Here is a 25,177-nt window from a genome sequence, read left to right on the forward strand (position 1 = left end):
GCGCGCCGCGTGCGGCGCGAACTCCCTCATGCTGCGTCGTCAATCCCGCTTGCCTCCGAGTGAATTGAAGCGCGACACCATCTGGTGCGCCATCCCGCGAAATCCGCCCGACACGCCGCGCCAGAGCCGTGGCAGCACCCACGCGGCAAACGCGACGAAGCCGATCATCAGCAAGAGGAACAGCAGCGGGACGAAGAACGCGAGCGCGAGGCCGGCGCAGACGAGGCCGTCCTCGGTCGCCGAGGCGATCCAGTTCGACACCGGCTCGGGCGACAGGTTGATCAGCGCGCGCGTGCCGGCCTTCGCGACGTGCGCGGAGCCGGCCAGCGTGCCGCCCGCGAGCCCGGCGACCATCAGCATCGCCGGATCGGCATGGCCGAGCGCGCCGGCGGCCAGCACCGCGCCGGCCGGAATCCGGATGAAGGTGTGGATCGCGTCCCAGAGCGAATCGAACGCGGGAATCTTGTCGGCGAGGAATTCGGCGATGGCGAGCACGGCGGCGGCGCCGATCACCCACGGGGAAGTCAGCGCGGCGAGCGTGTCGGGCAGGTGGACGAGGCCGGTGCGCGCGAGCACGCCGGCGATCAGCACCGTCAGATAGAGGCGCAGCCCGCTCGCCCACGCGAGCCCCGCGCCGAGCGAAATGGCCTCGACCATGAGCGGTCTCCTTGCGCGCCGAACGCGCGTGCCGGCGCGGCGGCCGGCGAGGCGGACGCGCCGCCGGTGCCTCGACGGGCGGCCAGCAGCATCGTTCCGGGAAAATGTCGTCCCATTATAGACGCGCCGCAGCACGCACCGCACGGGAAAGCGCCGAGCGGGCGCTCGGGACGCGCGCGGCGGGCCGGGCGGGCTCAGTGGCCCGAAGTCATTTTCAGGCCGAGCAGGCCAAGCACGATCAGCAGCGCGCTCGCGACGCGCATGAACGTGACGGCCTCGCCCATCAGCACGATGCCGACTACGAAGGCGCCGACCACGCCGATGCCGGTCCAGACCGCATAGGCCGTGCCGAGCGGCAGCTGGCGCATCGCCACCGCGAGCAGCGCGAAGCTGCCGAGCGCGGTGACTACGGTGAACACGGAAGGCCAGAGGCGCGTGAAGCCCTCCGACGTTTTCATGCCGGCCGCCCAGGCGATTTCGAGCAGGCCGGCGACGAACAGCAGGATCCAGGACATGAGGGACTCCACGGGAAAAGACGGGGCCGTCCCCGTGAATCGAAAGGCGCGACCGGGTCGTCCCGATGCGACCGGCGATTATATCAAAATCATTACGGAAAGCCGGGCGGGTCCCCCGGGCCCGCCACGGCGCTGGCGGCCAGCATCGGCGCCGGATCGGCGCGCAGCTGGCGCGGCTGACATGGCGCGCCGCGGCCCCGCGACGGGGCAATCGCGACGCACGGCGTGGGACCGGATCGTCGCCGGATTGCCGGATGCCCTGGTACTGCCGGGCCGGCAGCCGTTCAGGCCGCGCCGACCAGCCGGTAGCCCACCCCGGTTTCGGTGACGATGTGTTCCGGCTGCGCCGGATCGGCTTCGAGCTTCTGGCGCAGGTGCGCCATGTAGATCCGCAGGTAGTGATGGCTCTCGACGTGCGACGGCCCCCAGACGTCGCGCAGCAGCTGCCGGTGCGTCAGCACGCGGCCCGCGTGGCGCACCAGCGTCGCGAGCAGGCGGTATTCGAGCGGCGTCAGATGCACGGGCGTGCCGGCGCGCGTGACGACGCGCAGCGCGAGGTCCACGGTGATCGCGCCGAACGTCACGCTCGGCGTGTCGTTCGCGCCGCCGAGGTTGCGCCGCCGCAGATGCGCGCGAATCCGCGCCAGCAGCTCGGACACGCCGAACGGCTTGGTCAGGTAATCGTCGGCGCCGGCGTCGAGCGCGGCCACCTTCTCGTCCTCGCGCGTGCGCGCCGACAGCACGATCACCGGCAGCTCGGACCAGCCGCGCAGCTCGCGGATCACGTCGAGGCCGTCGGTGTCGGGCAGCCCGAGATCGACGATCACCAGGTCGGGCTTGCGCGTGGCCGTCTCGATCAGCCCCTGCTTGCCGGTCTCGGCGTCGAACACGGCGATGCCCTCGGCTTCGAGCGCGGTGCGCACGAAGCGGCGGATCTGTTTTTCGTCCTCGATCAGGACGACGGTCAGCGTCGGTTCACTCATGGTCGGGCGTAAGCGGAGGTTCGAAAGCGGCGGGGGCGGCGCGCGAAGGGGGCTGCTGGCCGGGGGTGGCAGCCTGGCCCTCGTCCGCCGCGCTCCGGTCGGCATCGTCGGCGGCTGCGTCGGCTCCATCGGCCTGCTCGACCTCACCGGCGTCATCGACTTCGGGCACGGGCGGCGGCGCATCGACGGGCAGCGTGAACCAGAATCGCGCGCCGAGCACCGAGCCGTCTGGCGCGAGCCGGTTGCGTGCGCCGATTCTACCGCCGTGCGCATCGACGATCGCCCGGCAGATCGCGAGCCCGAGCCCGATGCCGGGCGTGGCCGACTCCTTCTCGCCGCGCGTGAACTTGTCGAAGATGCGCGCCTCCATGCCGGCGCGCAGGCCCGGGCCGTGATCGTCGACGGTGACGCGCACGAACGGCTTGCCGTCCTCGTCGATGCGCTCGGCGCCGATCACGAGCGCGGCGCCGGCCGGCGTGTACTTCGCCGCGTTCTCGAACAGGTTCGCGAACAGCCGCTCCATCAGCACCGCGTCGGTCTGCAACAGCGGCAGGTCGGCCGGCAGCCGCACCTGCACCGGATGGCGCGCCAGCACGCGCTTGCAGGCCGCGAGCGCGGCGCCGACGGTTTCCTCGAGCAGCGACCACTGCCGCTTCAGCTGCAGGCTGCCGGCCTGCAGCCGCGCCATGTCGAGCAGGTTCGTGACGATCCCGGTCATGCGCAGCGCCTCGTCGTGGATCGCCTCGGCGAGTTCATGCTCGCGGCTCGCGGCGGCCCCGGCCGCCGTGGCTGACACGGTAGCCGCCGTGCCCGCCGCCGTACCCGTGGTGGCCGCCATGCCGGCAGCCCCGGCCGCGCCGCCGCCCTGCCCCGCCGCCTCGTGCAGCCCCGCCAGCATCGACGAAAAGCCGACGATGGTGGTGAGCGGCGTGCGCAGGTCGTGCGAGATCGCCGACAACAGCGAGTTGCGCAGCCGCTCCGATTCCATGCTGACGAGCGCATCGCGCGCGATCTCGACGTAATGGACGCGTTCGAGCGCGAGCGCGATCTGCGCGGCGAACGCCTCGAGCATGCGCTGCTGCTCGGGCATGTCGAGCTCGCGCGCGTCCTGCGTGACCACCGCCAGCACGCCGCGCGTGCGCATCGGCGCCTTGAGCGGCAGGTATCGCGCGAGCGCGGCCGGCAGCGTGTCGGTGCCGCGTCCGGCCGGCTTCTGCTGGTCGTAGACCCACTGCCCGACGTCGCTGTCGAGCGCGGCGCCCGTCAGCGTCAGCGCCTCGTCGGGATTCTCGATCTTCTGGCGCACCTGGTCCGCGCCGTCGGGCAGCAGCATCGCCACGCGCGCGCGGAACACCTCGGCCACGTGGCGGCTGCCGATCTCGACGATCTGCTCGGCCGTCAGCGCGGCGGCCAGCTCGCGCGCCATCGCGTACATCGCGCCGGTGCGGCGCTCGCGCCGCTCGGCCAGGCCCGCCGCGCGCGTCAGGCTCGAGGTCAGGTGGCTGATCACGAGCGAGGTCAGCAGCATGCCGAAGAAAGTCAGCAGGTATTGCGTGTCGGACACCGACAGCGACATGCGCGGCGGCACGAAGAAGAAATCGAACGCGGCGACCGACAGGAACGACTGCATCACGCCCGGCCCGCGCCCGAGCCGCACGGCGCTGAACACCACGCCGAGCAGGTACAGCATCACCAGGTTGGTCAGGTCGAGGCGCGTCTGCGCGAGGCTCGCGATGCCGGTCAGCACCGCGCAGATCGCGGCGGCCACGGCGTAGTGGCGCGGCGGCGAGCGCTCGCCCGCCAGCCGCAGGAACGCGTCGCGCCAGGCCAGCGCGCCGGCGTCGGACGGCGCGCGGCGCGCCTCGTCCTGCGCCGAGGTGCGCAGCAGCATCAGGTCGAGGTCGCCGGCACGCTCGGCGAGCCGCTCGCCGAACGGCCGCGCCAGCCGCCGCGCGACGCCGGTGCGCGGCGAGCCGCCCGCCACCAGCTTCGAGACGTTGCGCACCTGCGCGTAGCCGATCAGCGCGGCCACCGCGTCGCCGCCGGCGAGCGTGACGGTCTCGGCGCCGAGCTCGGCCGCGAGCTTCAGCGCATCGAGCGGCCGGCGCCGCCGCGCATCGTCGAGCCGCTGCGAGCGCGGCGTCTCCACGTACACGGCGATCCAGTCGGCCTTCAGGCCGGCCGCGAGGCGCGCGGCCGCGCGCACCAGCGTGGGCGCCTCCGGCCCCGGCCCGACGCACACCAGCAGCCGCTCGCGCGCCTGCCAGATGCGCGCGATCGAGCGATCGGCGCGGTACTCGCGCATCTGCGCGTCGACGCGGTCGGCGGTGCGGCGCAGCGCCAGCTCGCGCAGCGCGATCAGATTGCCCTTGCGGAAGAAGTTGCGCACCGCGCGCTCGGCCTGCTGCGGCAGGTACACCTTGCCGTCGCGCATCCGTTCGAGCAGCTCGTCGGCCGGCAGGTCGACCAGCGTGACCTCGTCGGCCGCGTCGAACACGCGGTCCGGCACGGTCTCCCAGACACGGATGCCGGTGATCGCGCCGACCACGTCGTTGAGGCTTTCGAGGTGCTGGACGTTCACGGTGGTGTAGACGTCGATACCGGCGTCGAGCAGCTCGTGCACGTCCTGCCAGCGCTTCAGGTGGCGCGTGCCGGGCAGGTTCGAGTGGGCCAGCTCGTCGACCAGCACCAGCTGCGGGCGCCGTTCGAGCGCCGCGTCGAGGTCGAACTCCTCGAGCCGCCGGCCGCGATGCTCGATCATGCGCGGCGCGAGCAGGTCGAGCCCGTCGAGCAGCTCGGCGGTCTCGCGGCGGCCGTGCGTCTCGACGATGCCGACCAGCACGTCGACGCCCTCGTCGGCGCGCGAGCGCGCGGCCCGCAGCATCGCATAGGTCTTGCCGACGCCGGCCGAGGCGCCGAAGAAGATCTTCAGCCGGCCGCGCTGCTGCTTCTCCGCCTCGCGCTGGAGCTTGTCGAGAAGCTGGTCGGGATCGGGACGGTTCATGCGAGGAGCGCCGCCGCGGGTCGCGGGCGGCGCGTCGTGGAAGGTCGCTGCATTGTGGTGCCAAACCCCGGAAAAAGAAAAGGCGGCGCGCACCGGGCGCGCCGCATCGGACGACCGGGCAGCCCGCCCCAATCGTCCAAATCGCCCAGGTCAGGCCGGCTCAGTGCGCGGCCGCCTTGCCCGCGTCGAGCGCGAGGTTCAGTTCGAGCACGTTCACGCGCGGCTCGCCGAACAGGCCGAACTGGCGGCCCCGCGTATGCGCGTCGACCAGCTGGCGCACCGCGTCGGCCGGCAGCGCGCGCGCCTTCGCGACGCGCGCGATCTGGTAGGCCGCCGCGGCCGGGCTGATCTCCGGATCGAGGCCGCTGCCCGAAGCGGTGACGAGGTCCACCGGCACCGGCTGCGAGAGATCGGTGCCGGCCGCCTTCAGCGCGTCGAGCCGGCCCTTGACCTGGTCGGCCAGCGCCGGGTTGGTCGGGCCGAGGTTCGAGGCGCTCGAACCCTGCGCGTTGTACGGCATCGGGCTGGTGGCCGAGAGCCGCCCCCAGAAGTATTGCGGCGCGTCGAACGGCTGGCCGATCAGCGAGGAGCCGACCACCTTGCCGGTCAGCTCGATCAGGCTGCCGCCCGCCTGCGACGGGAACACGGCCGAGCCGAACGCGGTCATCACCGCCGGATACGCGAGCCCCGTGACGGCGGTGAGCACCGCGAACAGGACGACGAGCGGACGAATCAGGGTCTTCATGACGAACCTTCCTTTATACCCAGCCAAAAGCGGCGAGCACGATGTCGATCAGCTTGATGCCGACGAACGGCACCAGGATCCCGCCGAGTCCGTAGACCAGCAGGTTGCGGCGCAGCAGCGTGGCCGCGCCGAGCGCGCGATAGCGCACGCCCTTGAGCGCGAGCGGGATCAGCAGCACGATGATCAGCGCGTTGAAGATCACCGCGGACATGATCGCCGAGGCCGGCGTGGCCAGATGCATCACGTTCAGCGCGTCGAGCTGCGGATAGGTGGTGGCGAACGCGGCCGGGATGATCGCGAAATACTTGGCGACGTCGTTGGCGATCGAGAAGGTCGTCAGCGAGCCGCGCGTCATCAGCATCTGCTTGCCGATCTCGACGATCTCGATCAGCTTGGTCGGGTTCGAATCGAGGTCGACCATGTTGCCGGCTTCCTTGGCCGCCTGCGTGCCGGTGTTCATGGCCACCGCGACGTCGGCCTGCGCGAGCGCCGGCGCGTCGTTGGTGCCGTCGCCCGTCATCGCCACCAGGCGCCCCGCCGACTGGTGCTCGCGGATCGTCGCGAGCTTGGTCTCGGGGGTGGCCTCGGCGAGGAAGTCGTCGACGCCGGCCTCGGCCGCGATCGCGGCGGCGGTGAGCCGGTTGTCGCCCGTCACCATCACGGTCTTGATGCCCATCCTGCGCAGTTCGGCGAAGCGCTCCTTGATGCCGCCCTTCACGATGTCCTTCAGCTCGATCACGCCGAGCACGCGGGTCGCGTCGCCCTGCCGCTCGGCCACCACCAGCGGGGTGCTGCCGCGCCGCGCGATGTCGTCCACGGCGCGCCGCACGTCCTCGGGGAAGCGCGCGCCATGCGCCTCGACGTAGTGGCGGATCGCGTCGGCCGCGCCCTTGCGGATCTCGCGGTCGGGCAGGTCCACGCCGCTCATGCGGGTCTGCGCCGAGAAGCCGATGAAGGTCGCGCGCAGCGCCGCCATGTCGCGCTGGCGCAGGTTGAAGCGCGTCTTGGCCAGCACCACGATGCTGCGGCCCTCGGGCGTTTCGTCGGCCAGCGACGAGAGCTGCGCCGCGTCGGCCAGCGTTTCCTCCGGCACGCCGGCGGCCGGCACGAACGCGGAGGCCTGGCGGTTGCCGAGCGTGATGGTGCCGGTCTTGTCGAGCAGCAGCACGTCGACGTCGCCGGCCGCCTCGACCGCGCGCCCCGAGGTGGCGATCACGTTGGCCTGCATCATGCGGCTCATGCCGGCCACGCCGATCGCCGAGAGCAGCCCGCCGATGGTGGTCGGGATCAGGCACACCAGCAGCGCGACCAGCGCCGTGATGGTCACCACGTGGCCCGCGCCCATCGCCTGCACCGAGAAGATCGAGAACGGCAGCAGCGTGGCGGTGGCCAGCAGCATCACGATCGTCAGCGCCACCAGCAGGATGGTCAGCGCGATCTCATTGGGGGTCTTCTGGCGCTTGGCGCCTTCCACCATCGCGATCATCCGGTCGAGGAACGCCTCGCCCGGGTTGGCCGTGACCTTCACGACGATCCAGTCCGACAGCACGCGCGTGCCGCCCGTGACCGACGAGAAATCGCCGCCCGATTCGCGGATCACCGGCGCCGATTCGCCGGTGATCGCCGATTCGTCGACCGAGGCGACGCCGTCCACCACCTCGCCGTCGGCGGGGATCGTGTCGCCGGCCTCGACCAGCACCACGTCGCCGCGGCGCAGCTCGCTGGCGGTGGTGATGCGGATCGGCGACTTCGGATGCGGCTCGTTGAGCTTCTTGGCCATCACGTCCTTCTTCGCGCTGCGCAGCGAGGCGGCCTGGGCCTTCGAGCGGCCCTCGGCAAGCGCCTCGGCGAAGTTCGCGAACAGCACCGTGAACCAGAGCCACAGCGTGACCGCGAGGATGAAGCCGGCCGGCGCCTCGGCCTGGCCCGCGAGCGCGGCGATCCAGAGGATGGTGGTGAGCACGCTGCCGACGTAGACGCAGAACATCACCGGATTGCGGAACTGCGTGCGCGGCGTGAGTTTCTTGAACGATTCGACGATCGCCGGGCGCACCAGCGCCGGGTCGAACATCGATCGCGTTGCGGAATGTTGATTCATTGTGATCCTCGATGGCATCGCGAGCGATGCGCGGATACCGTATTCCCGTTACCTGTGTGGGTGGGCCGGGGGCGCTCGCGCCGCCCGGCCCGGATCGATCAGTGCGAGTTCGCGAACAGCATCAGGTGCTCGACGCCGGGGCCGAGCGCGAGCGCCGGCACGTAGGTGAGCGCGCCCACCAGCAGCACCGAGCCGAGCAGCAGCACCACGAACAGCGGCCCGTGCGTGGGCAGCGTGCCGCTGGTGGCGGCGATGCGCTTCTTCGCGGCCAGCGAGCCGGCGATCGCGAGCACCGGCACGATCGTGCCGAAGCGCCCGAACCACATCGCGATCGCGGTCAGCCAGTTGTAGAACGGCGTGCTCACGGTGAGCCCCGCGAACGCGCTGCCGTTGTTGTTGGCGGCCGAGCTGAACGCGTAGAGGATCTCCGAGAAGCCGTGCGGGCCGGGGTTCGCGATCCCCGCGCGGCCCGCCGCCGAGAGCACCGCGATCGAGGTACCGACCAGCACCAGCAGCGGCGTGAGCAGCACCACGATCGACACCATCTTCATCTCGTAGGCCTCGATCTTCTTGCCGACGTACTCGGGCGTGCGGCCGATCATCAGGCCCGCCACGAACACCGCCAGCAGCGCGAACACCAGCATCCCGTAGAGCCCGGAGCCGACCCCGCCGAAGATCACCTCGCCGAGCTGGATCAGGAGCATCGGCACCAGCCCGCCGACCGGGCTCAGCGAATCGTGCGCGCCGTCCACGGCGCCGCACGAGGCGGCGGTGGTGGCCACCACGAAGAGGCTGGTCTGGGCGATGCCGAAGCGCGTCTCCTTGCCTTCCATGTTGCCGCCCGCCTGCCGCGCGCCGGCGCCCTGGTCGACGTGCAGCGCCGCGAACACCGGGCTCGCGCGCTGCTCGGCGCCCGCCTCGATGCCGACCGCCACCGCGAACGCCACCGTCATCGCCGCCAGCACCGCGATGCCCTGGCGCCGGTCGCCGATCATGCGCCCGAACACGAGACAGAGCGCGGCGGGCAGGATCAGGATCGACAGCGTCTGCACGACGTTCGAGAACGGCGTCGGGTTCTCGTAGGGATGCGCGGAGTTGCCGTTGAAGAAGCCGCCGCCGTTGGTGCCGAGCATCTTGATCGCTTCCTGCGAGGCGACCGGCCCCATCGCGATGGTCTGCGAGGTGAGCGGCGTGGCGACCGTCACCGGGTTGCCCTTGGCGTCCTTCAGCGGATTGCCCTGCGCGTCGAGCTTCGGCGCCGGGTAGCTCGAGGCCTGCAGCGTCGGCACGTCGGTGTACGCGCGGAAGTTCTGGATCACGCCCTGGCTCATCAGCAGCGCGGCGATCAACGCCGCCATCGGCAGCAGCACATAGAGCGTCACGCGCGTGAGGTCGACCCAGAAGTTGCCGATGGTCTTCGCCGTGTGGCGCGCGAAGCCGCGGATCAGCGCGATCACCACCACGATCCCGGTGGCCGCCGACAGGAAGTTCTGCACGGTCAGGCCCAGCATCTGCGTCAGGTAGCTGACCGTCTGCTCGGGCGAATAGTCCTGCCAGTTCGTGTTGGTGACGAAGCTGACCGCCGTGTTGAACGCGCCGTCCACCGTCATCGGCGCGAACTGCTGCGGGTTGCCGGGCAGCCATTGCTGGATGCGCAGCAGCAGATAGAGGAACAGCACGCCGAGCACGTTGAACGCGATCGCGGCGAGCGCGTAGTGCTTCCACGACATCTCGGCGCCCGGGTCCACGCCGGCCACGCGATACAGCGCGCGTTCGAGCGGGCCGAACACGCGCACCACGCGCGACGAGCCGTCCATCACGCGGCTCAGATAGCCGGCCACCGGCACGGCAAGCGCCAGCAGCACGACGATGAAGATCCCCGCCTGCAACAGGTTGTTCGCGTTCATTCGATGTCCTCCGCGCGCAGCAGCGCGTAGACCAGATAAGCGAACAACAGCGCGGTGGCGAGCCCCGCGAGCCAAAGCATCCAGTTCATGACCGCCCCCCGCGACCCATTTGCGAGAGCTTGTCGCACCCCGCGACCAGCGCGACGATCAGCACCGCAAACAGTGCGAGACCGCCTACATACAGCGCATCCATTGTTGTGTTCTCCGTGTTCCTGTTCGAACGGATGCAACGTTATGGGAATGCGCGTAAAGGGCAGGTCAAAGCTCGGGCGGGAGGTGTAAAAAACGCGTAAACGCGGCGCTGTAAACGCAAAACGGCGGCGCCTTGGCGCCGCCGCGGGAAGCCCGATGCCGGGTGCCGGGGCTTACGGCAGCAGGATCGTCGAGCCGGTGGTGCGGCGCGCCTCGAGATCGCGATGCGCGTCGGCGACGCGTTCGAGCGGATAGCGCTGGCGGACGTTGGTCTTCACCGTGCCCGAGGTGACCGCCGCGAACAGTTCGGCCGCGCCGCGTTCGAGATCCTCGCGCTTCGCGATGTAGGTGAACAGAGTCGGCCGCGTGAAGAACAGCGAGCCGCGCGACGAGAATTCCTTCGAGTCGATCGCCGGCAGCGGCCCCGACGCGTTGCCGAAGCTGACGAACAGGCCGAGCGGCGCGAGGCTGTCGAGCGACTGCAGGTAGGTGTCCTTGCCGATCGAGTCGTAGACCACCGGCACGCCGGCGCCGCCCGTGATCTGCTTGACGCGCTCGGCGAAGTTCTCGCGCGTGTAGACGATCGGGTGATCGCAGCCGTGCGCCTTCGCGAGTTCGGCCTTCTCGTCCGAGCCGACCGTGCCGATCACCGTCGCGCCGAGCGCCTTGGCCCACTGGCAGGCGATCAGGCCGACGCCGCCCGCGGCCGCGTGGATCACGATCGTGTCGCCGGCCTTGACGGGATAGGTGCGGCGCAGCAGGTAGTGGGCCGTCAGGCCCTGCAGCATCAGCGAGGCCGCGTCGTCGTAGCTGATCGCGTCGGGCAGCTTGACGATCTTCGCGGCCGGCAGCACGCGTTCCTCGGCATACGAGCCGGGCGGCACGCCGGTGTAGGCCACGCGGTCGCCCACCTTCAGCGTTGTGACGCCCTCGCCCACCGCCACCACCTCGCCCGCGCCCTCCTGGCCGAGACCGCCCGGCAGCGGCTGCGGATAGAGCCCGTTGCGGAAATAGACATCGATGTAGTTGAGGCCGACCGCATGGTGGCGGATGCGCACCTCGCCCGCCTGCGGTTCGCCCACTTCGACGTCGACCCACTTCATCACTTCCGGGCCGCCCGGCTGGTCGTAACGGATTGCTTTCGGCATGTCTCGTGCTCCTGCGTTGGAATGTTCTCGGAAAAGCTGCGGCCGTCCTGGGACGGGGTGTCCGATTCTCGCGCGTTGGCGGATTTCCTGCAGGCGGGGGCACCGGCGATCGGCGCGCTTCGATTCGCCTTCAAGTTCACTTCAAGTTCGTTTCAAACGCGTCGTTAATGCAGAGGATCGTATCGTCTGATCAATGCGGCGACGGCGATGCGCCTCGAGGCGCGGCGATCGGCATGCGATTCCGGCAGCAAACGTGGCGGGCCGCCACGAACAACGTCGAGCCGTGCGCCCGGGCATGCGCCGCGGGCGTCGAAAACATCACGAACTCAAAGGATTCCGAACATGCGCATCTCGTCCCGCTTCTCGTCCCTGTTCGCCACCGTCGCGCTCGCCCTCGCGCCGCTCGTCTGCGAAGCCGCCACCTCGATCACCATCGACGCGAAGCAGAACTGCCTGACCAACATCCTGACCACCGGCGTCTCCGGCGCCACCCCGGCACAGTTCACGCTGGCGCCGGGCCGCTACGTGATGTCGCTGACGTCGAACACGATGAACTGCGTGCTGGCCGGCGTGTGCCCGATCAACTCGGTGCTGGTGCAGGGCGGCAACGCCAACGCGATGTTCGGGATCTCGATCCAGCAGCCGACCATCGTCGACGTGAACAACGCCGCGCCGACGCCGTTCTTCGCGTTCGTCAGCGACGACGTCTGCTCCGACAACCAGGGCACGGCGACGCTGCTGATCCAGACCGTCAACTGACGCCACCGCGCCGGGCTGGCCGGGCGGCAGCGGCCGCCGGCCCGGCCAGCCATGGCCGCGATCATCCCGCGGCCATGCTCAGGCCTGCGGCGCCATTCTCCGCACCAGGTCGTCGAGCAGCACGCGCGCGGTCGCCACGTTGGTGGCCACCGGCACGTCGTGGACGTCGCAGACGCGCACCAGCGCGTTGATATCGGGATCGTGCGGCTGCGCCGTCATCGGATCGCGCAGGAACACCACCAGATGGACGCGGCCCGAGGCCAGCTCGGCGCCGATCTGCTGGTCGCCGCCGAGCGGTCCCGACAGCTTGCGTTCCACCTCCAGGCCGTGTGCGCTCGCGATCCGGCCGCCCGTGGTGCCGGTCGCAACCAGCTCGCAGCGCGCGAGCGTGTCGCGATAGGCGCCGGTCAGCGCGACGATTTCATCCTTCTTCGCATCGTGCGCGATCAGCGCAATACGGGGTGCGTTCATGCGGGGGAGTCCTGTGAAGCGATGGGCCGGAGCTGCACGGCATGCGCCGCCGCCCCGGAAAACGGCCCGCCCGGACGGCGGGCGGGTAGCCGGACCCGCGGCCCGGACCCGCGGCCCGGGCCGGCGGATCAGAACGTGCCCGGGTATGCGCCGCCGTCGAGCAGCCAGTTCTGGCCGGTGATGTAGCCGGCGTGCGCGCTGCAGAGGAACGCGCAGGCCGCGCCGAACTCGTCGGGCTGGCCGAGCCGGCGCGCCGGAATCTCCTGCGTGCGGCGCGCGCGCATCTCGTCGACGGGCTTGCCGGCCGCCTTCGCCGAGGCGGCCAGCGTGGTCTGGATGCGGTCGGTGTCGAACAGCCCAGGCAGCAGGTTGTTGATCGTCACGTTGTGCTCCGCCACCTTGCGCGAGAGCCCGGCGATGAAGCCCGTCAGCCCCGAGCGTGCGCCGTTGGACAGCGCGAGCACGTCGATCGGCGCCTTCACGGCCGAACTCGTGATGTTGACGATGCGCCCGAAGCGGCGCGCGATCATGCCGTCCACGGTGGCGCGGATCAGCTCGATCGGCGTGAGCATGTTCGCGTCGATCGCGCGAATCCAGTCGTCGCGCGAGAAATCGCGGAAGTCGCCGGGCGGCGGGCCGCCCGCGTTGGTCACGAGGATGTCGGGCTGCGGGCACGCGGCGAGCGCCGCCTCGCGGCCGGCGGCCGTGGTGATGTCGCAGGCCACGGCCGTCACCTCGGCGCCGGTGGCCTCGCGGATCTGCGCCGCGGTGGCGTCGAGCGTCGCCTGCGTGCGCGCGACGATCACGAGCTTCACGCCCTCGGCCGCCAGCGCCTGCGCGCAACCGCGTCCGAGTCCCTTGCTGGCCGCGCACACGAGCGCGGTCCGTCCTGCGATGCCGAGATCCATTCGAGTCTGTCCTGGTAAGCGGGCGGCCGGGCCGCACCGAAACGCGACGAATCGCGCGGGGAACGCCGACCGCTCCGGCCCGATCGTTCCGGCCCGATCCCGCCGGCCCCGGCCGCCGTCGCCCGCGCACGAAACGTCGATAATATCCGGATCGCGCCCCGGCATCTTCGGTAAACTTGCGCCATTGCCGCGCTGCCATGCAGGCGGCAGCCGAATCCGATGAATCCCTTTTCCGCCGCCCGTCGCCCGTCATGACCCAGGACAGCCGCTTTCCGAACCTTTTCATCCTCGATCACCCGCTGATCCAGCACAAACTCACCCACATGCGCGACAAGGACACCTCCACGCGCACGTTCCGCGAGCTGCTGCGCGAGATCACGCTGCTGATGGGCTACGAGATCACGCGCAACCTGCCGATCACGACGAAACGGGTCGAGACCCCGCTGGTCGAGATCGACGCACCGGTGATCGCGGGCAAGAAGGTGGCGATCGTGCCGGTGCTGCGCGCCGGGATCGGCATGTCGGACGGCCTGCTCGACCTGGTGCCGTCGGCGCGCGTCGGCCACATCGGCGTCTACCGCGCCGACGACCACCGCCCGGTCGAATACCTGGTGCGCCTGCCCGACCTCGAGGACCGCACCTTCATCCTCTGCGATCCGATGATCGCCACCGGCTACTCGGCGGTCCACGCCGTGGACGTGCTCAAGCGCCGCCAGGTGCCGGGCGGGCGCATTCTGTTCCTCGCGCTGGTGGCCGCGCCCGAAGGCATCCAGGTGTTCCAGGACGCGCATCCGGACGTGAAGGTCTACGTGGCCTCGCTCGATTCGCACCTGAACGAGCACGCCTACATCGTGCCGGGCTTGGGCGACGCCGGCGACCGGCTGTTCGGCACCAAGAACTGAGCCGCGGCCCCGTCAGCCCCGGTCGGCCACGGTGGCGGCGCGCGCAACCCGGCCCCGCATGGCGTATGTGAACGCCCACCCCCGCCCGGCGCGCGCTTCGCCGCATGGTAAAATCGCGTGCTTCGCGTTCCCGGCCCCTGGCGGGCCGGCCCCGCCCCCGGCACACGATGCCGCGCGAGCGGGCCGACACGCGAACCAACGACTTCTCGCGGCACCGCGCCACAACGCACCGCAACACATCGCTTAAGACACGCCCGCCGCACGGCGCGGGCGACGGAGAACTGGTATGGCTGGTCATTCCAAATGGGCCAACATCAAGCATAAGAAGGCAGCGGCCGACGCGAAGCGCGGCAAGGTCTGGACGCGCCTGATCAAGGAAATCCAGGTGGCGGCACGCCTGGGCGGCGGCGACGCGAACTCGAACCCGCGCCTGCGCCTGGCGGTCGACAAGGCGGCCGACGCGAACATGCCGAAGGACAACGTCAAGCGCGCGATCGATCGCGGCGTGGGCGGCGCGGACGGCGCGAACTACGAGGAAATCCGCTACGAGGGCTACGGCATCGGCGGCGCGGCGATCATCGTCGACACCATGACCGACAACCGCGTGCGGACCGTCGCGGAAGTGCGCCACGCGTTCTCGAAGTACGGCGGCAACATGGGCACCGACGGCTCGGTGGCGTTCATGTTCGATCACGTCGGCCAGTTCCTGTTCGCGCCCGGCACGTCCGAGGACTCGCTGATGGAAGCGGCGCTCGAGGCCGGTGCCGACGACGTCAACACCAACGAGGACGGCAGCATCGAGGTGCTCTGCGACTGGCAGGCGTTCTCGCAGGTCAAGGACGCGCTGGAGGCGGCCGGCTTCAAGGCCGAACTCGCCGAAGTGACGATGAAGCCGCAGAACGAAGTGGAATTCACGGGCGACGACGCCGTGAAGATGCAGAAGCTCCTCGACGTGCTCGAAGACCTCGACGACGTCCAGGAGGTCTACACGAACGCGGTCATCGTCGACGAATGAACGCGCGCCGGTCCGTCTTTCGGGTGAAAGGCGGCCGGCGTCAGGTTCCGCGGCCGGCCCGCCCGAGGCGCGCCGGCCGCCCCATTTTCTAGTCTGCGGGGAATCCCATGAAACTACTCGTCGTCGGTTCCGGCGGCCGCGAACACGCGCTCGCCTGGAAACTCGCCCAGTCGCCGCGCGTCCAGACCGTCTACGTTGCGCCCGGCAACGGCGGCACCGCGCAGGACGCGCGCCTGAAGAACATCGAACTGACCTCGCTCGACGACCTGGCCGACTTCGCCGAGGCCGAGCAGGTGGCGTTCACGCTGGTCGGCCCGGAAGCGCCGCTCGCCGCCGGCATCGTCAACCACTTCCGCTCGCGCGGCCTGAAGGTGTTCGGCCCGACTCGCGAAGCCGCGCAGCTCGAAAGCTCGAAGGACTTCGCCAAGGCGTTCATGAAGCGCCACGGCATCCCGACCGCCGAATACGAAACCTTCACCGACGCGGCCGCCGCACACGCCTATATCGACGCCAAGGGCGCGCCGATCGTGGTCAAGGCCGACGGCCTCGCGGCCGGCAAGGGCGTGGTGGTGGCGATGTCGCTGGAAGAAGCGCACGAGGCCGTCGACATGATGCTGTCGGGCAACAAGCTCGGCGATGCCGGCGCGCGCGTCGTGATCGAGGAATTCCTCGACGGCGAGGAAGCCAGCTTCATCGTGATGGTGGACGGCAAGCATGCGCTCGCGCTCGCTTCCAGCCAGGACCACAAGCGCCTGCTCGACGGCGACCGCGGCCCCAACACGGGCGGCATGGGCGCCTATTCGCCGGCCCCGATCGTCACGCCGCAGATGCATGCGCGCGTGATGCGCGAGATCATCATGCCGACCGTGCGCGGCATGGAGAACGACGGCATCCGCTTCACCGGCTTCCTGTACGCGGGCCTGATGATCGACAAGGACGGCAATCCGCGCACGCTGGAATTCAACTGCCGGATGGGCGACCCGGAAACGCAGCCGATCATGGCGCGCCTGAAGAGCGACTTCTCGAAGGTGGTCGAGCAGGCGATCGCCGGCACGCTCGACACCGTCGAGCTCGACTGGGACCGCCGCACCGCGCTCGGCGTGGTGCTGGCCGCGCACGGCTATCCCGACGCGCCGCGCAAGGGCGACCGGATCAACGGCATCCCCGAAGAAACCGCGCACGCGGTCACGTTCCATGCCGGCACCACGTTCGACGGCGACAAGCTCGTGACCTCGGGTGGCCGCGTGCTGTGCGTGGTCGGGCTGTCCGATTCGGTCCGCGGCGCGCAGCAGGCCGCCTACGACGCGATCAACCAGATCCACTTCGAAGGCATGCAATACCGCCGCGACATCGGCCACCGCGCGCTCGCCCGCAAGCAGGGTTGAGGCACCGAGCCGCCGCCCGGCGCGCCCGCGTGCGCCCGGGCGGCGTTTTTCATGGCGCGCCCGCGAGCCGGACGCGCCGGCCGAAAGGTCTACAATCGCGGCAATCGGCCCGAGCCGGAGCCGAGCGAGCCAGCGGATACCACCGCGCCCCCTTTCCGACCCCATGACCAGCGATTCGAATTTCGACGTCAACCGCGTGCGCAGCTATCTCGAGGCGCTGCAAACCCGCATCGCCGACGCGCTCGGCGCGTTCGACGGCACGCCGCTCGCCAGCCACACGTGGCAGCGCGGGCCGGAGGAGCGGCTGCGCGGCGGCGGCTGCACGCGCATCCTCGAGAACGGCCGGTGCTTCGAGCGCGCCGGGATCGGCTTCTCGGCCGTGGCCGGCGACACGCTGCCGCCGTCGGCGAGCGCGGCGCGCCCGCAGCTCGCGGGGCGCGGCTTCGAGGCGCTCGGCGTGTCGCTGGTGCTGCATCCGCGCAATCCGTACTGCCCGACCGTCCACATGAACGTGCGCATGTTCGTGGCGACCCGGGCCGGCGAAGCACCGGTGTTCTGGTTCGGCGGCGGCATGGACCTGACGCCGTTCTATCCCGACGAGGACGACGCGCGCCATTTCCATCGCACCTGCCGCGACGCGCTCGCGCCGTTCGGCGCCGAATACTATCCGCGCTACAAGCAGTGGTGCGACGAGTACTTCTTCCTGAAGCACCGCAACGAGACGCGCGGCATCGGCGGGATCTTCTTCGACGATCTGTCGGAGCCCGGCTTCGAGCGCTCGTTCGCGCTGATGCAAAGCGTCGGCGACGCGTTCGTCGGCGCCTACCTGCCGATCGTCGAGCGCCACCGCGATACGCCCTACGGCGAGCGCGAACGCGACTTCCAGGCCTACCGGCGCGGCCGCTACGTCGAGTTCAACCTGGTGTTCGACCGCGGCACGCTGTTCGGCCTGCAAAGCGGCGGACGCACCGAGTCGATCCTGATGTCGATGCCGCCCGCCGCGAGCTGGCGCTACGACTGGCAGCCCGAGCCGGGTACGCCCGAGGCGCGCCTCGGCGAATTCCTGGTGCCGCGCGAATGGCTGTGAGCCGCCCGCCGGCGTCCCCGGGCGCCGGCCCCGACCCGAAAGGACGCGTTCTGGATACTCAAGCCCGACCGACCCCGCTGGCGCGCCGCATCGGCATCCTCGGCGGCACGTTCGACCCGATCCACGACGGCCACCTGGCGCTCGCGCGGCGCTTCGCCGGCGAACTCGCGCTGACCGAACTCGTGCTGCTGCCGGCCGGCCAGCCGTACCAGAAGCGCGACGTGTCGGCCGCCGAGCACCGGCTCGCGATGACGCGCGCCGCCGCGCCGTCGCTCGACCTGCCCGGCGTGGCCGTGACCGTGGCCACCGACGAGATCGAGCACGACGGCCCGACCTACACGGCCGAGACGCTCGCGCGCTGGCGCGAGCGCGTCGGCCCCGACGCCTCGCTGTCGCTCGTGATCGGCGCCGACCAGCTGGTGCGGCTCGACACGTGGCGCGACTGGCGCCTGCTGTTCTCGCTCGCGCACGTCTGCATCGCCACGCGGCCCGGCTTCGACCTGACCGCCGCCTCGCCCGCCGTGGCGGCCGAGATCGCGCCGCGTCGCGCCGAGGCCGCCGCGTTGCAATCCAGCCCCGCCGGCCACGTGCTGGTGGACACCACGCTCGCGTTCGACATCGCCGCGACCGACATCCGCGCGCACCTGCGCGAATGCATCGCGCGCCGTGCCCGGGTACCGGATGCGGAGGCCGAACACGTGCCCGCCGCCGTCTGGAACTATATTCTTCAACATCGTCTCTACCATCCCTGACATGGATATCCGCAAACTGCAGCGTGTGATCGTCGACGCCCTCGAAGACGTCAAGGCGCAAGACATCAAGGTGTTCAACACCAGCCATCTGACCGAGCTGTTCGACCGCGTGATCGTCGCGAGCGGCACCTCCAACCGCCAGACCAAGGCGCTCGCCTCGAACGTGCGCGAGCAGGTGAAGGCCGCCGGCGGCGACGTCGTCAGCTCCGAGGGCGAGGACACCGGCGAATGGGTGCTGGTCGACTGCGGCGACGCCGTGGTCCACATCCTGCAGCCGGCGCTGCGCCAGTACTACAACCTCGAGGAGATCTGGGGCGACAAGCCGGTGCGCATGAAGCTCGGCGGCAGCGCCGGCGGCATCGCGCGCGCCTCCGACGACGACGGCAGCGACGAGGACAACGCACCCGCCGCGCGCACCACCGCGCGCAAGACGCCCGCGCGGCGCCGTTGAGCACGGCTGCGCCGCTGCCGTCGCGCCCACGCGCTGAAGTCACGCCATGAAGCTGCACATCGTCGCGGTCGGCCACAAGATGCCCGGCTGGGTGTCCACCGGTTTCGACGAATACGCGAAGCGGATGCCGCCCGAGCTGCGGCTCGAGCTGCGCGAGATCAAGCCCGAACTGCGCTCGGGCGGCCGCAGCGCCGAGAGCGTGATGGCGGCCGAGAAGACCAGGATCGAAGCCGCGCTGCCGAAAAACGCGCGCGTGGTCGCGCTCGACGAGCGCGGCCGCGACTGGACCTCGATGCAGCTCGCGCAGGCGCTGCCCGGCTGGCAGCAGGACGGCCGCGACGTCGCGTTCGTGATCGGCGGCGCCGACGGGCTCGACCCCGAACTGAAGGCGCGCGCCGACCTGCTGCTGCGGATCTCCAGCCTCACGCTGCCGCACGGCATGGTGCGCGTGCTGCTGGCCGAGCAGCTTTACCGCGCGTGGAGCATCACGCAGAATCATCCCTACCACCGAGCATGACGCGCCGCGTTCGCGACTCGTCATGCGGCCACCGAGAACCCTGACGATGTCCGACCGCCTCCTGCCCGATTCGACCTATCCGTTCGTCTATCTCGCCTCGCAGAGCCCGCGCCGGCAGGAGCTGCTGCGCCAGCTCGGCGTGAGCTTCGAACTGCTGCTGCCGCGCCCCGACGAGGACGCCGAGGCGCTCGAGGCCGAGCTGCCCGGCGAGCTGCCCGAGGACTACGTGGTGCGCGTGTGCGCCGCCAAGGCCGATGCCGCACGCGCCCGGCTCGTGACCAGCGCGCTGCCCGCCGCGCCCGTGCTGGTGGCCGACACCACCGTCGCGGTGGACGGCGCGATCCTCGGCAAGCCCGCCTCCGCCGACGACGCGCTCTCGATGCTCGCGCGCCTGGCCGGCCGCAAGCACGAGGTGCTGACCGCGCTGGCCGTGGTCGATGCCGACGGCAAGCCGCTGATGCCCGCGCTGTCGCGTTCCGTCGTGCAGTTCGGGCCGGTCGCCGCCGACGCGCTGGCGCGCTACGTGGCGAGCGGCGAGCCGTTCGGCAAGGCCGGCGCCTACGCGATCCAGGGCCGCGCGGCCGAGTTCGTCGAGCGGATCGACGGATCGCATTCGGGTATCATGGGTCTGCCCCTTTTTGAGACCGCCGCGCTGCTGCGCGCGGCGCGCGTCGCCTTCTGAGCCCACCATGAACGAAGAAATCCTGATCAACATCACGCCGCAGGAAACGCGGGTCGCGCTCGTGCAGCAAGGCGCGGTACAGGAGCTTCACGTCGAGCGCACGCTGTCGCGCGGGCGGGTCGGCAACATCTATCTCGGCAAGGTGGTGCGCGTGCTGCCGGGCATGCAGTCGGCGTTCATCGACATCGGCCTCGAGCGCGCCGCGTTCCTGCACGTGGCCGACATCTGGCAGCCGCGGCCGCCCGGCGACCCGCACGCGAGCGTGCCGCACCCGCCGATCGAGAAGACCGTGTTCGAAGGCCAGACGCTGATGGTGCAGGTGATCAAGGACCCGATCGGCACCAAGGGCGCACGGTTGTCGACGCAGGTCAGCATTGCCGGGCGCACGCTCGTCTATCTGCCGCAGGAGCCGCACATCGGCATCTCGCAGAAGATCGAGAGCGAGGCCGAGCGCGAGGCCGTGCGCGCGCGGCTGACCGCCGTGATCCCGCCCGAGGAAAAAGGCGGCTACATCGTGCGGACCATCGCCGAGGACGCCACGGCCGAAGAGCTCGGCGCCGACGTCGCCTACCTGCGCAAGACCTGGACCACCATCGTCGCGCAGGCGCAGCGGCTGCCGGCCACCAGCCTGCTCTATCAGGACCTCGACCTCGCGCAGCGCGTGCTGCGCGACTTCGCCAACGACGACACCAGCAAGATCCAGGTCGATTCGCGCGAGACCTTCGCGCGGCTCTCGACCTTCGCCACCGAGTTCACGCCCGCCGTCAGCGCGCGCCTGCACCACTACACCGGCGAGCGGCCGCTGTTCGACCTCTACAGCATCGAGAGCGAGATCCAGCGTGCGCTGTCGCGGCGCGTCGACCTGAAGTCGGGCGGCTACCTGATGATCGACCAGACCGAGGCGATGACGACGATCGACGTCAACACCGGCGGCTACGTCGGTGCGCGCAACTTCGACGACACGATCTTCAAGACCAACCTCGAGGCCGCGCATACGATCGCGCGGCAGCTGCGGCTGCGCAATCTGGGCGGGATCATCATCATCGACTTCATCGACATGGAGAACGCCGAGCATCGCGAGGCCGTGCTCGGCGAGCTGAAGAAGGCGCTGTCGCGGGACCGCACGCGCGTGACGGTGAACGGGTTCTCGCAACTGGGGCTGGTGGAGATGACGCGCAAGCGCACGCGCGAATCGCTCGCGCACGTGCTGTGCGAGCCTTGCCCGGTCTGCATGGGCAAGGGGCAGGTGAAGACGTCGCGGACGGTTTGCTATGACGTGCTGCGCGAGATTCTGCGGGAATCGCGGCAGTTCAATCCGCGCGAGTTTCGCGTGATTGCTTCGCAGCAGGTGATCGATCTGTTTCTCGACGAGGAGTCGCAGCATCTGGCGATGCTGATCGATTTCATCGGCAAGCCGGTGTCGCTGCAGGTGGAGTCGAATTTGAGTCAGGAGCAGTACGATATCGTGCTGATGTAGGGTTGGGTTCATTGCCAATCGAATCACCATGGCATGCCTGCCTGTAGCCAGGTAGCGAGTTTGTTGTTTCACCCGGCCAAGACGGCGGCGACGGTTTCCGGCAAACGCAAACTCGCCCGACCTGCCGCGCACACCAACAAAATGTTGCAATTCCCGCCGTCGCCGCTCGCGGCCCGCCTCCCCTAAAATACAACCTGAAGGACACGCCCACCGACCCGGCGCGCGACCCGCGCGCGCCGTCCGCGGCGACACGGAGGCCATCATGCCGGCAGCAACCGAGGTCCCGATCCAGCTCGATCCGATTCCCTGCGAGGGCTACGAGATCCACGTCACCGTCCAGCCCGCGCGCGCCATCGCGAACCGTTACACCTATGTCGCCTATCTCTGCCGCCCCGGCGCCAGCGCCGGATTGCCGGGCCAGACCGTGCCGTTCCATCCGAACGGCGAGGAAAGCTTCGCGTCGGTCGACGAAGCCGCGCGCGACGCGAAGCGCGTCGGCGGCATGATCGTCGACGGCTCGCATGGCACCCTGTCGGCGCAGGCGCTCAACAAGCCGGGCGACTGAACGGCGGCGCCGAGCATCGCCCGCCGCCATCGCCGCCGGGCTCGTGCTACCCGCGCCCGGCGGCGGCCGCGCAGCCCGTGCGCTCGCCTGCTCGTGCCACGCGCGCGGCACGCACGACGAAGCGCTGCGAGGCCACCAACGCGGCAAACGCGGCCAGCGTCAACAAGGTCGACACCGGCGCCAGTGCAGCCAGCCCCACCTGATCGGCCACCCGCCCGCCAAGCGCGGCGCCGAGCGAAATCCCGAGAAAGATCCCCGACGAATTCAGCGCGATCACCATGCCGCGATAGTCGGGCTCCAGCGCCACCACGCGGCGCAACTGCGACGGATAGAACAGATCCTGCATCAGCGCCCAGGCCACCAGCAGTGCCAGCAACATCGCCTGCCGCACCGCATCGCCCCAGCCCGCCACGCCGAGCAGCGCGATCGCGACGAACACCGGCACCATCGTCCCCATCACGATCCGCAGCAAACGCTCGGCCGGATGATGCAGCGACACACGCTGCGCCACGAGATTGCCGACGATCCCCGTGACCCCGAACACCAGCAGCGCGGCCCCGCCCTGCGCGGCGCTCGCGCCGAAGCGCGCCGCGACGAGCGGCAGGATCAGCGTGTAGGTCGCGAAGAACGCGGCCGTCTGCAGCACGATCACGGCAAGCCCGGCCGCGGTGCCCGGGCGCATCACGAGCCGCGCGAGCGCCGCGGGCCGCATCCGCTCGCCGCGTGAGTCGTCACGCACCGTCGTCACGATCCAGGCGGCGCTGCCGGCCGCGATCGCCGCCAGCGCGACGAACACGGCACGCCAGCCGAACGCGTGGGCCAGCGCGGCGGCCAGCGGCGCGGCGATCACGCTCGACAGCGTCACCCCGACGAACACGACCGCGAGCGCCTTGCCGCGCCGCTCGACCGGCGTGATCCCGGCGCCGATCGCGTTCGCGAGCGGGCTGACGGCGGCCGCGCCGAGGCCGGCCGCGATCCGCGTCGCCAGCAGCCAGCCGAAGCCGTTCGCGGCGGCGCCGGCGAGCGTGGCGGCGATCAGCGTCGCGAGCCCGGCCAGCAGCAGCGTGCGGCGCCGTGCGTGGCCGACAAGCATCTGCAGCAGCGGCGCGCCGAGCGCGAACGCGATCGAAAACGCGCTCATCAGCAGCGCCGCCTGCCCCGGCGAGATGCGCCATGCATCGGCCAGCGCCGGCAGCGCGCCGACCACGCCATACGACATCGCCCCCACCGCGAAATTGGCGCTGGCCAGCGCGCGCAGCGCGTGCCGCTCGGGTTCCGGAATGCCCATCGTCGATTGCCCTCCTGTTCGCCATCGATCACGGCGCGCGAGCCGCGCCGAGGCGACAGTCTGCGTCGCGGTTTGGTATATTTGAAATCGATTATCGATATGGGAGCCATCCAAATGCCGGATATGTTACCGATGCTGCGCGGCGCCGATCTCGCGCTGCTCGCCTCGCTCGACGTGCTGCTGGACGAGGCCAACGTCACGCGCGCGGCCGAGCGGCTGCACCTGAGCCAGCCGGCGCTGTCGGCCCAGCTCGCGCGGCTGCGCGAACTGACCGGCGACGCGCTGCTGGTGCCGGCCCGGCACGGCCGCGGCATGACGCCGACGGCCCGCGCGCTGGCGATCCGCGAACCGCTGCGCGCCGCGCTGCAGGGTGTGCAGGCGGCGCTCGCGCACGGCGCCGGCTTCGATCCCGCCCACGACGCGCGCACGTTCCGGATCCTCGCGAGCGACAACGGGTTCGTGATGGCGGGCGTCGACCTGGTGCGGCGCGTGGCGGATCGCGCGCCGAACCTGCGCCTCGCGTTCCACACGGTGCCGGCCGACACGTTCGGCAGCTGGCTCGACAAGGGCGCGGCCGACCTGCTGATCGCCGCCGATTTCGCGATTCCGGCCAGCCTGCGCTCACGCGCGTTGTTCCATGAGCGCTACGTGATGGCCCAGCGCAAGGGCCACCCGCGCGGACTCGCGCCGCCCGATCTCGACGCCTATTGCGCGCTGCGCCACGTGCTCGTGTCGGGCGACGGCGGTGGCTTCCACGGCTTCATGGATGACGTGCTGGCACGCACGGGACACCGGCGCAGGGTGGCCGTGTCGGTCCAGCACTACCATCTCGCGCCGCTGGTGCTGGAGGCCACCGACTACGTCTGCGCGCTGCCCGAACGTTTCCTGCGCCGTTTCGCCGACCGGCTCGACCTGCTGCCGCTGCCTGTCGAGGTGGGCGGCTTCGTGCTCGGCGCCGCCTGGCATCCGCGCGACGACGCGAACGCCGCGCATCGCTGGCTGCGCGAGCAGCTGTTCGCGGCGGCGGAGCCGCCAGCCGGCGCCGGAACCGGCACCGAACCGGCCTGAACCGCAAGCGCCAGTTCGGCGACTGGCCATCGAGCCGATCGCCACGTCGCGCGCGCTCCCCTACAATCACCGGCTCGCCGCCCTGGAAGGAGCCCGCATGACATGCGATCTCGGCCTCGAAGAAGTGCTGAACGACGAACTGCGCGACGAGGCGTGGATCACGGGCCGTGCCATGTTCGGCGGCTGGGCCTGGCTCGCCGACGGCAACCTGCTCTGCGCGGCGCGTCACGACGGCATGCTGGTGCGGCTCGGCAAGGGCAACGACGGCTGGGCGGTGGCGATGCCGGGCATCGAGCCGATGCGCAACGGCGGCCGGCCGATGACAGGCTGGGTCTGGGTCTCGCCGGACCGCTGCGCGCAGGACGCGCTGCGGCGTCGCCTGCTCGACGCGGCGCTCGCATTCGTGCGGACGCTGCCGCCGAAATGAGACGATGAGGCGCCCGGCGGCCCCGCCACCGCCACCGCCACGGGAATCCGCGCCGGTGGCCGGCTCGAGGCGGGCCGGCGGCACCGATTTCATCGGCGCGGCGCGCGCACAGGTTACACTCTGGCCCTGCGCGATGCCGCCGGCGGCATCAGCCATCAATCGCCGCAGCGCCGC

The 25,177-nt window shown here is 70.5% G+C and carries 25 protein-coding genes; 13 read left to right on the plus strand and 12 right to left on the minus strand.

All coding sequences use genetic code 11. The features are described 5' to 3' along the window. Nucleotides 1–39: 39 nt before the first annotated feature. The 9 genes from BpN12_RS28700 to BpN12_RS28740 form a co-directional block, all read right to left on the minus strand. Nucleotides 40–657, minus strand: a complete 618-nt coding sequence (locus tag BpN12_RS28700; protein ID WP_246795544.1) for a DUF4126 domain-containing protein — start codon at nucleotides 655–657, stop codon at nucleotides 40–42. A 194-nt stretch (nucleotides 658–851) separates the two neighbouring features. Further along, on the minus strand, nucleotides 852–1,172 hold the full coding sequence (locus tag BpN12_RS28705; protein WP_246795545.1) for a DMT family transporter: 321 nt from the start codon (nucleotides 1,170–1,172) through the stop codon (nucleotides 852–854). Nucleotides 1,173–1,456: 284 nt separating this feature from the next. Then, entirely contained in the window at nucleotides 1,457–2,155 is a 699-nt protein-coding gene (gene kdpE / locus BpN12_RS28710; RefSeq protein ID WP_246795546.1) for a two-component system response regulator KdpE, read from the minus strand. Beyond that, a complete protein-coding gene (locus tag BpN12_RS28715; protein WP_246795547.1) occupies nucleotides 2,148–5,159 on the minus strand; it encodes a sensor histidine kinase in 3,012 nt (1,003 codons plus the stop codon). Before BpN12_RS28715 ends, kdpE begins: the two co-directional genes overlap by 8 nt. 160 nt (nucleotides 5,160–5,319) lie before the next feature. Continuing rightward, nucleotides 5,320–5,904: a potassium-transporting ATPase subunit KdpC gene (gene kdpC, locus BpN12_RS28720; protein WP_246795548.1), complete on the minus strand. Its 585-nt coding sequence runs from the start codon at nucleotides 5,902–5,904 to the stop codon at nucleotides 5,320–5,322. A 13-nt stretch (nucleotides 5,905–5,917) separates the two neighbouring features. After that, nucleotides 5,918–8,002: a potassium-transporting ATPase subunit KdpB gene (gene kdpB / locus BpN12_RS28725; protein WP_246795549.1), complete on the minus strand. Its 2,085-nt coding sequence runs from the start codon at nucleotides 8,000–8,002 to the stop codon at nucleotides 5,918–5,920. A 98-nt stretch (nucleotides 8,003–8,100) separates the two neighbouring features. After that, complete coding sequence (kdpA, locus tag BpN12_RS28730) at nucleotides 8,101–9,909, minus strand: potassium-transporting ATPase subunit KdpA (RefSeq protein WP_246795550.1); 1,809 nt, start codon at nucleotides 9,907–9,909, stop codon at nucleotides 8,101–8,103. Then, nucleotides 9,906–9,998, minus strand: coding sequence for a K(+)-transporting ATPase subunit F (kdpF, locus tag BpN12_RS28735; protein ID WP_042625632.1), 93 nt, complete (start codon nucleotides 9,996–9,998; stop codon nucleotides 9,906–9,908). Before kdpF ends, kdpA begins: the two co-directional genes overlap by 4 nt. A 276-nt stretch (nucleotides 9,999–10,274) precedes the next feature. Then, complete coding sequence (locus tag BpN12_RS28740; RefSeq protein WP_246795551.1) at nucleotides 10,275–11,249, minus strand: quinone oxidoreductase family protein; 975 nt, start codon at nucleotides 11,247–11,249, stop codon at nucleotides 10,275–10,277. A 342-nt stretch (nucleotides 11,250–11,591) separates the two neighbouring features. On the opposite strand from BpN12_RS28740, the gene BpN12_RS28745 reads away from it, so the two are divergent. Continuing rightward, complete coding sequence (locus tag BpN12_RS28745; RefSeq protein WP_246795552.1) at nucleotides 11,592–12,008, plus strand: hypothetical protein; 417 nt, start codon at nucleotides 11,592–11,594, stop codon at nucleotides 12,006–12,008. Nucleotides 12,009–12,086: 78 nt separating this feature from the next. Here the strand turns inward: BpN12_RS28745 and BpN12_RS28750 are convergent, their stop codons facing one another. Together BpN12_RS28750 and BpN12_RS28755 are read right to left on the minus strand one after the other, a co-directional pair. Further along, nucleotides 12,087–12,479, minus strand: a complete 393-nt coding sequence (locus BpN12_RS28750; protein ID WP_246795553.1) for a methylglyoxal synthase — start codon at nucleotides 12,477–12,479, stop codon at nucleotides 12,087–12,089. A gap of 128 nt (nucleotides 12,480–12,607) precedes the next feature. Then, complete coding sequence (locus BpN12_RS28755; protein ID WP_246795554.1) at nucleotides 12,608–13,387, minus strand: SDR family oxidoreductase; 780 nt, start codon at nucleotides 13,385–13,387, stop codon at nucleotides 12,608–12,610. A 251-nt stretch (nucleotides 13,388–13,638) separates the two neighbouring features. Here BpN12_RS28755 and upp point away from each other — a divergent pair, with 251 nt between their 5' ends. The 10 genes from upp (at nucleotide 13,639) to BpN12_RS28805 (ending at nucleotide 22,220) form a co-directional block, all read left to right on the plus strand. Then, the gene (gene upp, locus BpN12_RS28760) at nucleotides 13,639–14,289 is read left to right on the plus strand and encodes a uracil phosphoribosyltransferase (protein WP_246795555.1); all 651 of its coding nucleotides are present in this window, start codon (nucleotides 13,639–13,641) and stop codon (nucleotides 14,287–14,289) included. Nucleotides 14,290–14,575: 286 nt separating this feature from the next. Beyond that, complete coding sequence (locus BpN12_RS28765; protein WP_042625639.1) at nucleotides 14,576–15,304, plus strand: YebC/PmpR family DNA-binding transcriptional regulator; 729 nt, start codon at nucleotides 14,576–14,578, stop codon at nucleotides 15,302–15,304. Between the two features lie 107 nt (nucleotides 15,305–15,411). Continuing rightward, complete coding sequence (gene purD, locus BpN12_RS28770) at nucleotides 15,412–16,689, plus strand: phosphoribosylamine--glycine ligase (RefSeq protein WP_246795556.1); 1,278 nt, start codon at nucleotides 15,412–15,414, stop codon at nucleotides 16,687–16,689. Nucleotides 16,690–16,852: 163 nt separating this feature from the next. Next, nucleotides 16,853–17,776 carry an oxygen-dependent coproporphyrinogen oxidase gene (hemF, locus tag BpN12_RS28775; RefSeq protein ID WP_246795557.1) on the plus strand — a complete coding sequence of 308 codons (924 nt, stop codon included), beginning with the start codon at nucleotides 16,853–16,855 and terminating at the stop codon, nucleotides 17,774–17,776. Beyond that, entirely contained in the window at nucleotides 17,767–18,528 is a 762-nt protein-coding gene (locus BpN12_RS28780) for a nicotinate-nucleotide adenylyltransferase (RefSeq protein ID WP_246795558.1), read from the plus strand. Before hemF ends, BpN12_RS28780 begins: the two co-directional genes overlap by 10 nt. Before the next feature lies 1 nt (nucleotide 18,529). Then, nucleotides 18,530–18,979 carry a ribosome silencing factor gene (gene rsfS / locus BpN12_RS28785; RefSeq protein ID WP_246795559.1) on the plus strand — a complete coding sequence of 150 codons (450 nt, stop codon included), beginning with the start codon at nucleotides 18,530–18,532 and terminating at the stop codon, nucleotides 18,977–18,979. A 46-nt stretch (nucleotides 18,980–19,025) separates the two neighbouring features. Then, on the plus strand, nucleotides 19,026–19,496 hold the full coding sequence (gene rlmH / locus BpN12_RS28790; RefSeq protein WP_246795560.1) for a 23S rRNA (pseudouridine(1915)-N(3))-methyltransferase RlmH: 471 nt from the start codon (nucleotides 19,026–19,028) through the stop codon (nucleotides 19,494–19,496). A 46-nt stretch (nucleotides 19,497–19,542) separates the two neighbouring features. Further along, nucleotides 19,543–20,178: a Maf family protein gene (locus BpN12_RS28795; RefSeq protein WP_042626707.1), complete on the plus strand. Its 636-nt coding sequence runs from the start codon at nucleotides 19,543–19,545 to the stop codon at nucleotides 20,176–20,178. A 7-nt stretch (nucleotides 20,179–20,185) separates the two neighbouring features. After that, on the plus strand, nucleotides 20,186–21,655 hold the full coding sequence (gene rng, locus BpN12_RS28800) for a ribonuclease G (protein WP_198251512.1): 1,470 nt from the start codon (nucleotides 20,186–20,188) through the stop codon (nucleotides 21,653–21,655). A gap of 262 nt (nucleotides 21,656–21,917) precedes the next feature. Beyond that, nucleotides 21,918–22,220: a hypothetical protein gene (locus BpN12_RS28805; protein WP_246795561.1), complete on the plus strand. Its 303-nt coding sequence runs from the start codon at nucleotides 21,918–21,920 to the stop codon at nucleotides 22,218–22,220. A gap of 46 nt (nucleotides 22,221–22,266) precedes the next feature. On the opposite strand, the gene BpN12_RS28810 is transcribed toward BpN12_RS28805, so the two are convergent. After that, on the minus strand, nucleotides 22,267–23,508 hold the full coding sequence (locus tag BpN12_RS28810) for an MFS transporter (protein ID WP_246795562.1): 1,242 nt from the start codon (nucleotides 23,506–23,508) through the stop codon (nucleotides 22,267–22,269). A 114-nt stretch (nucleotides 23,509–23,622) separates the two neighbouring features. Here BpN12_RS28810 and BpN12_RS28815 point away from each other — a divergent pair, with 114 nt between their 5' ends. Then, nucleotides 23,623–24,576: a LysR family transcriptional regulator gene (locus BpN12_RS28815; protein ID WP_246795563.1), complete on the plus strand. Its 954-nt coding sequence runs from the start codon at nucleotides 23,623–23,625 to the stop codon at nucleotides 24,574–24,576. A gap of 97 nt (nucleotides 24,577–24,673) precedes the next feature. Further along, complete coding sequence (locus tag BpN12_RS28820; RefSeq protein ID WP_246795564.1) at nucleotides 24,674–25,003, plus strand: TfoX/Sxy family protein; 330 nt, start codon at nucleotides 24,674–24,676, stop codon at nucleotides 25,001–25,003. Nucleotides 25,004–25,177 lie beyond the last annotated feature (174 nt).

Source organism: Burkholderia perseverans, from assembly GCF_022870505.1.
Taxonomy (GTDB): domain Bacteria; phylum Pseudomonadota; class Gammaproteobacteria; order Burkholderiales; family Burkholderiaceae; genus Burkholderia; species Burkholderia plantarii.